Origin of the sequence: Aliifodinibius sp. S!AR15-10, from assembly GCF_031569985.1 — a bacterium.
GTDB lineage: Bacteria > Bacteroidota > Rhodothermia > Balneolales > Balneolaceae > JAMQKA01.
The window spans coordinates 1-14,603 of the sequence record NZ_JAMQKA010000029.1 but is presented as its reverse complement, the minus strand read 5'-3'; the positions used below and the strand labels follow the sequence as shown (position 1 = coordinate 14,603).

The window sequence follows — 14,603 nt, the reverse complement described above, 5'->3', positions numbered from 1 at the left end:
ATGAAACGACTAAATACAATAAACAAGGCAAGTTTCGCAATCTTCTTTGCGGCTCTAGTTTGGATCAGTGGATGCAACATCATCGACATTGAAGACCGCGCTGATCCCAATAACACCGAACTGCAAGTAGTTCTGGACAATCCCTCTCGTCCAAATCTTTCAACTTTGGCGGTGGGTACTGTTTCAGGTATGCGGGTGGATATGCGCATCTGGTTCATCAACCACGGCATGATCGGGCGCGAGATGTATCGCTTCCTTTCAGCAGAGCCTCGTAATACCGGTGATCTGCTTGGAAAGGAAAATTCGCAGCTTGATCCCGGTTCATTTTATACCACACGTCCGTGGTCGGCCTACTATGCCAATATCCGGATGGCTAATATCCTGATCCAGGCAGCCTCCAATTCACCGGCCGTAAACGCGGAGGAACTGAACGGAATACTGGGATTCGCCAAAACGATCAAAGCTTACCAGTACCTGCTGGCTTTGAATTTGACTAATAATAACGGTATTCGCCGGCAGGTTACCGATGATATCAATGCGGTGGGTGATATGCTCAGCAAGCCCGATGGATTCGCCCTGATTGAAAGCCTGCTCGATGAAGCGTATACCGACCTGGACAACGCTGAATTTATCTTTAATCTGCCACCGGGGTTCTCCGGTTTTGACGATTCAGAAGGATTCCAGCAGTTCAACCGGGCACTCCAGGCGCGCGTGGCAGCGTATCAAATGAGCGACTGGCAGGCTGTACTCGATGCATTGGACAACTCGTTTATTGACGAGGACGGCAGCTTGGCCACAGGCGTCTACCACGACTTCACCACCCAACCCAACGATGAGACCAATCCGGTGTTTGCAGATCCACAAGCGGGTTCCGGCGATAGCTGGGTGGCACATCCCTCGTTTGTTGCGGATGCCGAAAATGGGGATGCCCGCGTGGATGAGAAAGTAGAACTACGCGAATCGGAGGCCGCCCTGGATGGCCTGAGCAGTAACTACGGGCTGGCCGTTTATGATTCCCCAACGGCTTCCATCCCGATTATCCGTAATGCCGAACTGATTCTGTTAAGGGCAGAAGCGCTCATCAACAGGAACCAGGGCTCTGACCTGGATGACGCGGAAGACCTGCTCAATATAGTCCGCAATGCAGCCGATCTCCCCGATTACAGCGGGTCCACCACCCAGGCAGCGCTTACGAATGAAATGCTGAACCAACGCCGGTATGAGCTCTTTTTCGAGGGACACCGGTGGATAGATATGCGGCGTTACGATCGCCTGGACAACCTTCCTATTGATCGTTCGGGAGACAACGTCTGGATTAGCTTCCCCATTCCAGAAGCTGAAAATGTCAATTAACCATCCAATAAATATTAATTTTACCAAGGAGGTCGGTATTTCCGGCCTCCTTTATTATTATTAAGTGCACATTTTTTATATTGGACGGCAATTAAATAATTTAGACTATTTTCTGTATGAAATACGATTTTATCATCGTTGGAGCCGGCATCGTTGGCCTTTCAACGGCTTATAAACTTTCCCAAAAATATCCTGATCTTGACATCTTGGTTCTTGACAAGGAAGACCGGGTGGCTGCGCACCAAACGGGGCACAATTCAGGCGTCATTCATTCCGGAATTTATTACAAACCAAATAGTTATAGGGCAAAAAACTGTGTGAATGGGCGACACCAGCTGGTAGACTTTTGTGAAGAGCATGAGGTAGCATATGAAATTTGCGGCAAAGTGATTGTTGCCACTGAAGAGAAAGACATCCCCAGGTTGGAAAAAATCTATGAGACCGGCCAGATTAACGAGATTGAAGACATTGAGATGATTGGGCCGGAGCGGCTGGCTGAAATCGAACCGCATGCCAGTGGTGTGAAAGCGATCCATGTTCCCTGTTCAGGTATCGTTGATTTTGTGGGTGTCTGCGAAAAACAGAAAGAGCTCATCGAAGAAAAAGGCAATGAAGTTAAATTCAATCAAGAGGTAAAAAATGTACATCACCAGAACGGGCATGTTGTAGCTGTTACAGAAAGTGACCATTTTGAGGCATCCTGGCTGATCAACTGCGCGGGACTCTACAGCGACCATGTAGCGGAATCGGCTGGCGTGCGCAGCGAAATACAAATTGTGCCTTTCCGCGGTGAATACTACGAGCTGAAACCCGATGCCGCGCACCTGGTGAACGGCTTGATCTACCCGATGCCCAATCCTGCATTCCCGTTTTTAGGGGTTCATTTCACCAAAATGGTCCTCGGAGGTATAGAATGTGGTCCCAATGCAGTTTTTGCATTCAAACGTGAGGGATACAATAAACTCTCATTTGATCTCAATGAAACCATTGAAACGATCAATTTCCCCGGGTTCTGGAACCTGGCCAAGCAGCACTGGCGCATGGGACTGGATGAGTACTACCGCTCCTTTTCTAAAAAAGCGTTTGTTGAGGACCTGCAGAGACTAATTCCCGCCATCAGTGAGAATGATCTTGTCACCTCCCCCTCGGGGGTACGAGCCATGGCACTGAAACCAAATGGGCAGATCCTGGATGATTTCCATTTTGAGACAACCCGCAACGAAATTCACATCCTGAATGCCCCAAGTCCTGCTGCCACGGCAGGCCTGGCTATCGGGGATGAAGTAGTGAAGCGCGCCGAGCGGAATTTCGATCTGTAGATATAGATTCGTAACTACCTTTACACCTTTGGCAGCAGGCTTCTACTGTCGATGCAGATTCATACCTGTGAATAAACGTAACCAAGGACACGCCCTTCTTTGCCTACACTCCTGAATTTCTTACGTTAGAGATTCAAATACGAATATAAATACCGCACCATATGCCCGATTCACTCCAAATTAAGACCGACTCACAAACCCGGCGACTTTATGCAAATGATGCTTCCATGTATGAAGAGATGCCCAGGGGAGTAGCCTTTCCTCAAAGGCCCAGGGATATCCAGGAGCTCGTACAAAGGGCTAACAAGGAGCGGTTTACCATTACCCCCAGGAGTGCCGGCACCAGCCTGGCAGGACAAACAACAGGTAACGGGGTGATTATGGATGTATCACGGCATATGACCAGGATATTGGATCTTGATCCCAAGGGACGGAGAGCCCGCGTTGAGCCCGGGGTTATCCGGGATACGCTAAACCGAGAGGCCTGCAAACACGACCTGATCTTTGGGCCAGACACCGCCACCACGAACCGCTGTATGCTTGGTGGAATGATTGGCAACAACTCATGCGGATCCTTTTCGATCAAATATGGCACAACCCGGGATCACATCCTGGAAATTGAGACTATTCTAAGTGATGGATCCCGAGCCGTTTTCAAACCTTTATCCCCTGAAGAGCTTGAGGAGAAGAAGAAGCTTAATAACCTTGAAGGTGATATCTACCGGGGAGTCTTGCAGCTTATCGAAGAACATCGCCAGAAAATACTGGAAGCGTATCCCCATCCCGAGATTATACGACGAAACACCGGATATGTGCTCGACAAGCTCTGCAGCATGCAACCCTTTGCCCCCGATGGGAGACCTTTCAATATGGCGGAACTCCTCTGTGGGAGTGAAGGCACGCTGGCGATGACCGTGTCGGCAAAAGTGAACCTTGAACCGCTGGACCCCTGCAAACTGGTAATGGTTCCCCACTTCAACTCCCTGCGAGAAGCGATGGAGGCTACCGTTGAGATTGTGAAGTACGAACCCGCAGCGGTGGAATTGGTCGACAGCATCATCCTGGATGCCACAAAAGGCAACATTGAGCAGCGAAAGAATCGCTTTTTCCTGGATGGAGAGCCAGAATGTATCCTTATTATCCAGCTTGAGGGACAAAAACAGAATGAAATTGAGAAAAGAGCAACTGACCTCAAAAAGCGATTACGTTCAAATGGATTTGGATACGCTCACCCTATTCTTACCAACACGGATGAAGTCAACCGTGTTTGGGAGCTAAGGAAAGCAGGGTTGGGCCTGCTTATGGGGCTGGGTTCAAGCGCCCCTTCTCCTTCATTCTGTGAGGATACTGCCGTTCGCGTGCAGGATCTGCCCGATTACGTTGACGACTTCAAAAAGCTTTTAGACAAGTACGACACCAATTGCGTGTTTTATGCGCACGCTTCGGTTGGGGAGCTACACCTGCGGCCGGTCATCGATATCCATACGGCCGAAGGCGTCCAGAAGATGAAGGATATGGCTGATGATATTGCGGACCTTGTGCGCAGTTATAATGGGTCTCTTTCAGGTGAACACGGCGACGGCCGGGCCCGTGCTCCCTATATCGAAAAAGTGCTTGGCAAAGAGATGATCCCACTTCTCCAAAAAGTAAAGGAGATCTGGGATCCCAGCTATATTTTCAACCCTGGCAAAATCATACGTGCAAAACCGATTGATGAGGATCTTCGGGTTTCCCCGACTACGTACAGGAAAGCAGAGGTGGATACTGAATTTAACTGGCGCAAAGAGGGCAGCTTCGGAGAAGCACTGGAACTGTGCAACGGTGCCGGGGTTTGTCGTAAACTTGCCGAGAGTGGTGGCACAATGTGCCCCTCCTATATGGCCACCAAAGAAGAGAAAGATACTACCCGGGGACGAGCAAACCTTTTCCGGCAGCTCTTTTCCGGTAAGCAAAAGGACGCATTCAAATCAAAAGAGCTAAAAGATGCCCTGGACCTCTGCCTCAGCTGCAAAGCCTGCAAGAGCGAGTGTCCGGCCAATGTGGATATGGCACGGATGAAAGCCGAGTTTATGCAGGGGTGGCATCAGGAGAACGGGATTACACTCGCCGAGCGTTTTTTCGGCCAGGCAGGAGCTCTCTATCCACTGGCAAGTGCCTTTCCGCAAATAACCAACTGGTTAATTAATAGTCTCGTGGGAAAAGAACTCCTCGAAAAATTCCTTGGTATCCACCCAAAACGAAATCTGCCTGAATTTGCTAATCAACGATTCAGGACATGGTTTCATGGATACCAAAAGCAGAGGGCAAATGACAAGGTTGTGTTATTGGCTGACATCTTCACCGACTACCATGAACCGGATATCGGGAAAGCAGCCGTAGAAATCCTTGAATCACTGGGATATGAAGTTATTGTTCCAAACATTGCTGAACTGGGGCGAATACATCTCTCGAAGGGATTGGTGGCATTGGCTAAACAACTGGTTTACAGAAATATCCCTTCCCTATATAACTACGCCAGCAGAGGTATTCCCATAGTTGGACTTGAACCATCAGAGATACTGACCCTTCGAGATGAATACCTGGACCTCTGCAAAGAAGAAGACCTGGACAAGGCTGAACTAATCTCTGAGCGCACCTATCAGTTTGAAGAATTTATTAACCAATCGGATAAAAAACTTAATTACCAAAAGAAAGCTAAAGTGTATGTGCATGGACACTGCCACGCTAAATCGCTGGTAGGTATGGACCCAACACTTAAAGCTCTTAAAAAAGCTGGATTTGAACCAGTAAACCTGGCAACCGGTTGTTGTGGGATGGCCGGCAGCTTCGGATATGAAAAGGAGCATTACAAAGTATCGATGGATATCGGTGAGCTTGTACTCTTCCCATCCTTGCGGGAACTACCCGAAGACGCCCTGATTTGTGCTCCAGGCTTTTCCTGCCGTCACCAGATTATGGATGGCACCGGTCGTAAAGCGTTCCACCCTGCGGAACTGCTGGCAGGTAGTAAATAGCCTTAGACTATCAATGTGCGACGCACTTCCAAAGTGCGTCGCACATATTCCAGCTCCTGTTCAAAACAATCCCAACTGCTCCGGTTGGGTCTCTTCTTTCTCATCTTCCGTTTTAGCCTCCACATCTCCGGAAACCTCTTTTAGATGTTCGGGTATCTCAGAGATAAACCGGGAAGCCTCCATTTTTCGCAACTCACCGTACCGACTTCTCTCGTCAGTGTATGTTATCTGGAGCTCTTCTTCCGCCCGGGTCATAGCCACGTAAAACAAGCGCCTTTCTTCCTCCAGATCCGTATCCTCCCGAAGTATCGGCGCAACCTCTTCTTCTGCAGCAGCAATAAGAACCACCGGAAATTCCAGACCTTTGGCCGCATGGAAGGTCAACAAATGGACGCCTTCAGATTTGAGACGGCCTGCATCGGTATAGGGGTTCAGCTGCATCTGCTCAAGGAAATGCTCCAGATTTTGATCCGACTCCTCCGCCAGTTCCAGCAGTGTCTCCTTCTTCAGGAGCTGCTCATCAGTAAGCAGGTCATCCGGCATAAACTCTTTGCAGGCTACTGTCACGGCCGATGCTAACCCAGAACTTTCAATATGTTCAGTAATATCTGCATATATCTTCTTCAAATTCTCCAGGTCTTCCTGCAGTGGATCTGCAATATTTTCTACCAGTTCGTCCCCAAACAGTGACATCTCATTACCACTGACAGCATTCAGCAGTGACGTTATTTGTGCCTCACTCCAACCATAACCTTCGGATAGCAGGTCACTTAGCGCCATTTTGTTACCTGGATTGAGCATGAGTCGAAGGAGGTTCGCAATTACAGTGAATGGGGGCTCAGTGAGAAACGGGGTTCCATCTCCAAAGTTTACGGGGATTCCAGCTTTTAGAAACGCTTTAAAGAGCGATTCCCCTACCGCATTCGTGCGATATAGCACGGCGATGTCCCCCAAACCGTAGGAGTGCTGACTGTAGGTATGTGTACCTGAAGCCAAGCTGTCAATTCCCCCGATGTATCGTTCAACCTGGTCCAGTATATAATCAGCTTCTGCGAAAGGATTTGCTGCGCGATGCACAGATATAAGACTGCCCTCTTCCTTACTGGGTCTCAATGCAACCTCACTCTTCATCTCGTTGTGGTCGATCACAGATCCTGCCGCCTCCAATATGTTGCCAGTAGATCGATAATTTCTGCTCAACGCGATTTCATTAGCTTCAAATTGGCGTCCAAACTTAAAGAAGAGCGACAGATCAGAACCGCGGAAGCCGTAGATTGACTGGTCAGGATCCCCGATGGCCAGCATACTTTTCTCATCTCCACCGCCCAGCAATTCCACCATCTCATACTGAATCGGGTTGATATCCTGCAACTCATCAACAGCAATTGCCTTAAAACGATTTTGGAGCTGGTTCCGGATATCATTCTTATCCCTGGCTATACTAACTAAACGGTTAATTATATTTGAGAGATCTACTGCCCCGTTCTCCTCAAGGTAATCCTGGTATCTTCGGGCGTAGTCTTTAAAATCAGCTGGAAGCTCTGTGCCCAGTTCAAAATATCGTAAAAGGTGCTCCTCGAGCTGCTTACGTTTCGAGCCGCTCAATTCCGGGAACACAAAACTAAGCGTCATTCTTCGGGCACCCCGGTCATAGATCGTATGTATATTTGGGCGCAGCTCTTTTAGCAACTTCCATGCAATAGCATGAAATGTACCTATGGTCATCCGTTTGGCCCGGGACCCCAACCGATTGGTTAATCGCTGCTGGAGTTCTTCAGCTGATTTATTTGTAAAGGTAACCGCCATCACTTGATCCGGGGCTCGCTGGCCGATCTCCACTTGGTTTACAATCCATTCAACCAGAGCATGGGTCTTCCCGGTGCCCGGCCCCGCCTTCACCAGTGTTGTACCGCGCAGGGAATCTTTTACCTCTTGCTGTTGAGGGTTAAGAGCATAGGGTTCTTCCGAGCCGGTCTTGAGTTCCTCATCTTGCTCGTAGGCATTTGGCTCAGGCTCAGCAGCTTGCTGTTCTTTTTCATCAACTTTGTATTCATCTATTCCAAAGAATCCCAGCTGCCCGCGAATCCGTTCAATTTCCCCATCCTCAAACACTTTAATTACCCCAAATACACCGTCATAGCCGGCTTTGGGATTGACATCATTGTCCCTTATTCGTCGCACAGCTTCTGCAAGGACAGCCCCGTTTTTCTTCTCAACATCCTCAATTGGGACCTGGTGCAACAGGTCGAACTCATTACCGAAGTTTGATATCACATCGCGGTATTTTCTTCGGACGGTTTTTGTTTTGGGTCCCACGCCTTCAATCTCTCCAAGTACTTCTGGCAGTGGAATAATGTACTGGTAATCAGCAGCTTCCCGTGGTTTTTGAGGCTGCTGGCGGTCGGCAAGGTCTACTACCCGGTGAAGCACACCCACGGTAAGTGACTTCCCACATTCAGGGCAAAGGCTATTATGCTTTTTGGTTACCTCGGGTTCAAAGGAGATATCACATTTGCGATGACCATCATGGTGGTATTTTCCTTCCTGGGGATAAAACTCGTACGTCCCCATAAAACCATCCCCGGTCTTGAAAGCCTCAAAAAGCCCATCATAGCTTAATTCGGTATCCAGAAGATTGGCTTCACGGCCCAGCTTGGAGGGTGAATGGGCATCAGAATTTGAAATCAGCGTGTATTGATCGAGATTGCTAAGTCTCCAGTTCATAGCGGGATCGGAAGAGAGGCCTGTCTCCACTGCAAACAGCTCACCGGTCAAATCCCGGAAACAGGCTTCGATGCTGTCGTACCCGGCCTTGGAACCGAGCGTAGAAAACCACGGCGTCCAAATGTGGGCCGGCACCAGGTAGGCCCGGTCCGAGGTCTCACGGACAATCTCCAGCAGATCGCGCGATGGCAGCCCTAATATCGGGCGCCCGTCGGCTTCCAGGTTCCCGATGGCCGAAAGCTTGTGGTTGATGCGTGCCACCGTATCCAGGTCGGGAGCATATACCAGGTTGTGGTTCTTGCGTACGCAATCCCCATGCTTGTAGATAGAGCTGATCTCGGTAGTCAGGCAAAATCGTACATCTATGTCCCGTGTTTTTGTCCCGGGAATCGCCGGGTCCTCGGGTGGGTTTTTCAGTGTATAGAATCCTCTTCCATCCGGTTGTAGTTTCTGTTTGAGTTCATTAAACCATTCCGGGTGAGTAAAGTCGCCCGTTCCAACTACGTTAATACCCTTTATTTTAGCCCATTGATAGAGCGATTCAAGATTCAGATCCTTGCTGGTCGCCCTGGAGTAGTGGGAATGGACATGGAGGTCGGCAATGTACGGCATAGTTCTGATATCACTTTTTTCAAACAATCAGAATGAAGATGGGCAATGGGTATTTCAAAAACAAGAAAAGCGATATTAAATTCGAAATCCAGATGCCCAAATTCAGCATATTGCTCTAATCGCAGAACAAATGGGGAGCATCCGGATTTCAAACTTTTATAATTTTAGTCAGTACGATCAACCAGTTCCCAAACCTCGCTTTTTACCAGGGAGCGGGTGGCAAAGATGGTATCAAAGAGTTCGGGAAGGTCAGTACCCGGCAGTGCATTCATGACGACATCTTCGGTAAAGCCGAACTCTACATCGCTGAGTTCCTCAAAATAGTTTCCGGTAGCAAAATTATACCCATATTCCCGACCGCCCGGGGTTATAAGGGAAAACAATTCCCATCCTGCCATACGGTCCTGTTCTTTTCGTTCCTGGTGGATCGGTTTTGCCACCTCATCTTCCAGCATCTGGTAGTCATAATCTTTGCCGGGTGCGACCAACATGTAGTCAACCATCATATATTTTGCAGGATGTGGAGATGCCTCATCCTCATCAATTTTGTTAATCGCTTTCCAGAACTCCGTGTACATGACGGTACGCAGGTCATTTGCCCTGTCCATCATTCTGCCAATTTCTCGCTGCGATTTTTTATTCATACTCAGTATTTCCCTGGGACTCAGGGACTGGTATACATTAAGACCGGACGCAGAAGTGACAGCCACAAAGTTATATTTACCATCTGCTCCCCCCGGTGCAAAGACCCGGTATAAATTCCAACTGTCTATTTTACCTGATGCCACCTGCTTTTGATAGAGGGGTTTCCAAGTATTATGCATATACTCAAGATAATCATGGACGTTCTCGGGTTGTACTTTTATATAATCGAATTTCAGGTAATTGGCATCGCTTGACTGACCGGCTGCCACAGAAGAGATTAACACTAAGATGACAAATAACCCTGTATATGATAGCTTCCTCATAACTTCCCCCAGTTTTTATGAAGTTTGTATTTGTAAAGTAAGACAAATAACACGACAAATGGTAATTCTATGTTCTATTTAGAAGTATTTTTTTTAAGAATAGATTTCTGCCGAGGAAAACTCAATTTGTTATTTGAATTATAAAAGGTGCTATGAAGAATAGCGAACAACAGCGTCTGTTTAACCACTATAATCCACTCGAAGATCGATTGGGGACTGATTTTTTTGATGCGTTACCCAAAAAACCGGGAATCTATAAAATGTATGGCCGCGATGGTATGCTGCTGTATGTAGGCAAAGCCAAAAACCTGCGCAATCGGCTGTTTACCTATCGCCGTGCCAAGGTTGGGAAATCCTCTCGTAAAACCATCAGGCTGATACGTATGGTGCATGATATTCAGTATGAGCTCTGCAAGAATGAGAAACAGGCATTACTCCGCGAAAACAAGCTGATCCGTCAAAAGCAACCCGAGTTCAATCATGCCAAAAAATCTCCAGAAACTTACTACTTCATTCATGTTAAGCAGGAGGAAAACTATTGGACCTTTAAACTAAACATGCGCCAATATTCTGAAAAAGAGTGGCATACCTACGGGGCGTTCAAAGGTCACGTGGTGGTTCGCAAAGCCCTGGGTGCCCTGTTCCGCCTGCTGTATATAGCTGAACACAAGGTCGATTCCGCTCACCACCTTCCTTCGATCTTGCTCAAAAATCTTACGCCCATGAACTATAGCCTTAACGTTTCGGATGAGCACATAATAAGCACCGCGCTACTGGAAAAACTATTTATCGGCTCCTCGGATGAGTTGTTCGAAATTATGCTTTCTCATTTCAGGGAACAGGAGTTGCTGGACAAATATATCGGCAAACTTCTGCTTGAAGATTTTGAAGCCCTTAAACGATTTTACGAAAACTGCAGCCAGCGAAACCACCAAATTGTACAGCACCTGGATCTCGACACCCACATCATTCCCCAGCAAAAACTGGACGATTATTTAATTGAGATGGCGTTGGATTAAGGGTAATACACCCTCCCTAATGATCTATCCCACAAAAAGTAGCCGCTTTAGGGCTCACCTCTATTGTTTTTACTTCGTTGTTGCATCAATTTCGGCAGTGGGTTGTTGGCGCCATTCGGAGAGCTGATCTAAAATGGCAGCCCGTGTTTTTTTCATCAGTTCATCCACATCATCTGAGCCTAACCCTTCTACCAGGATCGGGTCGAGCACTTTCAGGCGGATCTCCGGGGCGCGACCAAACTTCCAGCTGTTCTTGGGAAGGCAGTCCTGCGTGCCATCAATGACCAGTGGCAATACGGGGACCTGTTCTCGTATGGCCAGGTGAAACGCACCGTTGGTGAAACGTCCCAGCTTTCCGGAACGAGAGCGTGTACCTTCGGGGAAAAACATTACGGAGCAGTTGTTACGCAAATAATGCACGGCATTTTTCAGCGTTGATATCTGACTGCGGGGGTCGCGCCGGTTCACCGGGATATCGCCCGCCATCTTCATCATCCATCCCGAGAGCGGAACCTCGAAAAGCTCTTTCTTGGCAATCCATTTCATCTCCCACGGCAGGTTTGAGATAAGGGGGATATCGGCATTGGACAGGTGATTACTTACCACTATGAACGGCTTTCGGTCGTCTACCTCGGTATTACCCGAAATATGAATCGACCACTCTGGATTCACCTTGGTAATCCACTTACCCAGCTTGCGGAAGAGTCGCCCCGTGCGATAATGCGCGGGATCGCGGTCAAACAGCCGAACCACACCCAGCACCGGCACCCAAATGGCAATCAGGCCCAGCACGGCGCTCCAAATAAATACTGATTTAATTGCTGACTTCATCAGGAAAGAAATACTGCAAAATTTTGAGCAATGTAAACAGCAGGATGAAAGAATCCGAACTAAGAGAAAAAACAAGCTACAACCAGTGGCAGGGAAATAAACTAAGCGTTTCCACCTATTTTTGACATACTGAGCGGCAATATTTGGAAATAAATATTAAAATTAATTAACATTTACCGCGGTAATACTCTCACCTCTGAAAATTAGGGATCAGGCAGGAGCGCAAATTATGGGTATAAAAAACATAGATCTATTTTTTGAAGATAACCCAAATCCCATGTGGATCTATGATCCCGATGATTTCAGCATTATAGAGGTCAATGAGGCCGCGCTACAACTCTACGGCTATAACAGAAACGAGGCCCTTTCCCTCTCCATAAAAGATCTGCGTCCCCAAAGTGAAATACCAAAGTTGATTACAGAGGTAGAAAAACGAAAGCCACACTTCAACAATGCGGGTATCTGGGAGCACAGGAGAAAGGACGGCTCCGAACTCTTTGTTCACATTCTTTCAACCCCCATTTATGATGGGGATAAGATGTGCAAGCTCGTCCTGGCCCAAAATGTGACTGAGCAAGTCCAGGCGGAACAGGAGTTGAATATAGAAAAAGAGTTTATGGACGCCCTTGCCCAAAATATCCCCGGGACGTTCTATATCTTCGACGATGAAGGAAACATGCTGCGATGGAATAAGAATGTGGAAGAAATTACCGGCTACAGCACGAAAGAAATAAGGACGCTGGATGCACTCGACTTTTTTAAGGGTAAAGACAAAGAGCGAATTTCAGAAGCGATAGGGCAGGCATTCAAAGAGGGAAGTGTAGAAGTTGAGGCCAGTCTTGTCACAAAAAAAGGTGATCAAATTCCGTTTTATTTCAGTGCCAGCAGAATCATCTTGAATGACAAGCCCTACCTGTTGGGAGTCGGGATTGATATCTCTAAACAGAAATCAGCCCAGGATGAACTATTAAAACAGCAAAAGCTGCTCGAAGCGATCATGGAGCAATCGGGCTCATTTATCTTTGTGAAGGATGTAGATGGACCGTATCGGTTGGTTAACAAGGAGTTCAGAAAAACTTTTGGACTGGAACAGGAAGATATCATCGGGAAAACGGACAGTGAGCTGTTTGAAGAAAAATTTGCAGCAAAGATAATCAAGGACGACAAAAGGGTATTGAAATCTTATTAGCCAAAGACAACAATAGAGATGCCGACCTGACCATGCGGGCTTTAAAAAAAAGAAACCTGGGAAATAAAGTAGTATGGGTTAAAGATGGCGAGCAGGCACTTGATTACCTGTTTGCCCGCGGGGAATACGGCGACCGCTCCATAAGAAACAAACCGAAAGTGGTACTGCTGGACCTGAAAATGCCAAAGGTTGACGGGCTCTAGGTACTTAAAGAAATCCGGACACATTCAGAAACCAAGCGCATTCCGGTGGTCATTCTTACCTCCTCCAAAGAGGAAAAAGATATCGTTCAAAGTTATGAGTATGGGGTCAACAGCTACATCGTAAAACCGGTGAATTTTAACAAATTCCTGGATTCAATATCGGACGTTGGCTTTTACTGGCTGCTGCTCAACCAAAAACCCAACTAAACCATTTCGGTCAAATATGGGATTCAATGTTCTGATATTGGAAGACAACAAGGCTGACGCCAACCTGATGAAGCAGTACCTGCAGCGGTCAGGGGAACCGTTCGACAAAATTAAGCTGGTGCACAACAAGCAGACTTATGAGGAGGCCCTGCAGAACTTTCCGGCCGATCTTATTCTCTCCGACTACCGCCTGATAAATTTCACAGGCCTAGATGCAATCAAGTTGAAAGATTCATACTGCGAAGAGGTTCCAATCATTATCGTTTCGGCGACGATTGGTGACGAAAAGGCTGTTGAACTGATTAAGGAGGGAGCAGTAGACTACCTCATCAAGAACAATGCAGAAAAACGCCTGGGGCAAGTAGCTATACGAGCTATTCGAGAATCCAAGGAGAAAGAAAAACGACTGCATGCTGAGTACTCCCTGAAAAGAAGTGAGATGCGATACCGACTGCTGTTCAATTCCAGCATGGACGGTATTTTAATTGGACAGCCAGAGAAAAAAGGAAAGGTCTTGGATGCCAATCAAGCGTTGTGCGATCTGCTGGGATACAGCCGGGAAGAACTCCTGGAGCTAAGAAGAACCGATCTATTTCAACTTGACGGCACCGACTTGCAAAAACTACTTCATGAGAGAGAACAGGCTGAAGAGAAGAAGTTTAAGGGAGAGCTGGAACTACAACACAAAGACGGGTCTGCCATCCCGGTTGAGATAACATCTCGTATTGTTGAACTGAGAGACGGGAAAGAGCAAACGTATAGCATCATCCGAGACATCAGGGAGCGAAAAAAAGCAGAGCAGCAGATGATTTGGGATCAAAAAGTCCAGGAACTGCAAAAAGATATTGCCCAGATTGTCAATAAAAATATGGACTACACCCACTCCCTGGAAGCCTGTATCAAACGGATAAAGAAGTTCCTGGGGTGGCAACTGGGACATATTTTTATTCGGGACGCACAGGAAGGTAGTACATTTCAGCCCATGAACCTGTGGAAAATGGATAACGAGGAGCAGTTCGAACCGTTTGTAAAAGGCTCTAGTGTCATTACCACTTAATTCGTGAGGTACTCTTTTCCATAGGTCCAGTTGAATGGTTTTGCGTTCTTCTGGTTATAGTCTTTGATGTAGCTCATGAGTTGATCGACCAGCTGCTGCCGGGAGTG

11 protein-coding genes are annotated in these 14,603 nt (G+C 47.4%); 8 read left to right on the top strand and 3 right to left on the bottom strand.

Features of this window, described 5'->3' with window-relative positions; genetic code table 11:
* From NC796_RS16880 to NC796_RS16870, 3 genes are all read left to right on the top strand, one after another.
* Positions 1–1,353: a RagB/SusD family nutrient uptake outer membrane protein gene (locus tag NC796_RS16880; RefSeq protein ID WP_310686068.1), complete on the top strand. Its 1,353-nt coding sequence runs from the start codon at positions 1–3 to the stop codon at positions 1,351–1,353.
* A gap of 116 nt (positions 1,354–1,469) precedes the next feature.
* Positions 1,470–2,672 carry an L-2-hydroxyglutarate oxidase gene (lhgO, locus tag NC796_RS16875; RefSeq protein ID WP_310686067.1) on the top strand — a complete coding sequence of 401 codons (1,203 nt, stop codon included), beginning with the start codon at positions 1,470–1,472 and terminating at the stop codon, positions 2,670–2,672.
* Positions 2,673–2,833: 161 nt separating this feature from the next.
* Positions 2,834–5,686 carry an FAD-linked oxidase C-terminal domain-containing protein gene (locus tag NC796_RS16870; RefSeq protein WP_310686065.1) on the top strand — a complete coding sequence of 951 codons (2,853 nt, stop codon included), beginning with the start codon at positions 2,834–2,836 and terminating at the stop codon, positions 5,684–5,686.
* 60 nt (positions 5,687–5,746) lie between these two features.
* Here NC796_RS16870 and NC796_RS16865 read toward each other — a convergent pair whose 3' ends face one another.
* Both NC796_RS16865 and NC796_RS16860 read right to left on the bottom strand, forming a co-directional pair.
* On the bottom strand, positions 5,747–9,022 hold the full coding sequence (locus NC796_RS16865; RefSeq protein WP_310686063.1) for a UvrD-helicase domain-containing protein: 3,276 nt from the start codon (positions 9,020–9,022) through the stop codon (positions 5,747–5,749).
* 164 nt (positions 9,023–9,186) lie between these two features.
* Entirely contained in the window at positions 9,187–9,990 is an 804-nt protein-coding gene (locus tag NC796_RS16860) for a hypothetical protein (RefSeq protein WP_310686061.1), read from the bottom strand.
* A gap of 152 nt (positions 9,991–10,142) precedes the next feature.
* On the opposite strand from NC796_RS16860, the gene NC796_RS16855 reads away from it, so the two are divergent.
* Positions 10,143–11,009, top strand: a complete 867-nt coding sequence (locus tag NC796_RS16855; protein ID WP_310686060.1) for a nucleotide excision repair endonuclease — start codon at positions 10,143–10,145, stop codon at positions 11,007–11,009.
* A gap of 69 nt (positions 11,010–11,078) precedes the next feature.
* Here NC796_RS16855 and NC796_RS16850 read toward each other — a convergent pair whose 3' ends face one another.
* Positions 11,079–11,840: a lysophospholipid acyltransferase family protein gene (locus tag NC796_RS16850; RefSeq protein ID WP_310686059.1), complete on the bottom strand. Its 762-nt coding sequence runs from the start codon at positions 11,838–11,840 to the stop codon at positions 11,079–11,081.
* A 229-nt stretch (positions 11,841–12,069) separates the two neighbouring features.
* Here NC796_RS16850 and NC796_RS16845 point away from each other — a divergent pair, with 229 nt between their 5' ends.
* The 4 genes from NC796_RS16845 to NC796_RS16830 are packed head-to-tail and all read left to right on the top strand — an operon-like array spanning position 12,070 to position 14,496.
* A complete protein-coding gene (locus NC796_RS16845) occupies positions 12,070–13,029 on the top strand; it encodes a PAS domain S-box protein (protein WP_310686057.1) in 960 nt (319 codons plus the stop codon).
* Positions 13,030–13,061: 32 nt separating this feature from the next.
* Positions 13,062–13,232 carry a hypothetical protein gene (locus NC796_RS16840; RefSeq protein ID WP_310686056.1) on the top strand — a complete coding sequence of 57 codons (171 nt, stop codon included), beginning with the start codon at positions 13,062–13,064 and terminating at the stop codon, positions 13,230–13,232.
* Between the two features lie 12 nt (positions 13,233–13,244).
* Complete coding sequence (locus NC796_RS16835; protein WP_310686147.1) at positions 13,245–13,439, top strand: response regulator; 195 nt, start codon at positions 13,245–13,247, stop codon at positions 13,437–13,439.
* A 16-nt stretch (positions 13,440–13,455) separates the two neighbouring features.
* On the top strand, positions 13,456–14,496 hold the full coding sequence (locus tag NC796_RS16830) for a PAS domain S-box protein (protein ID WP_310686055.1): 1,041 nt from the start codon (positions 13,456–13,458) through the stop codon (positions 14,494–14,496).
* Positions 14,497–14,603 lie beyond the last annotated feature (107 nt).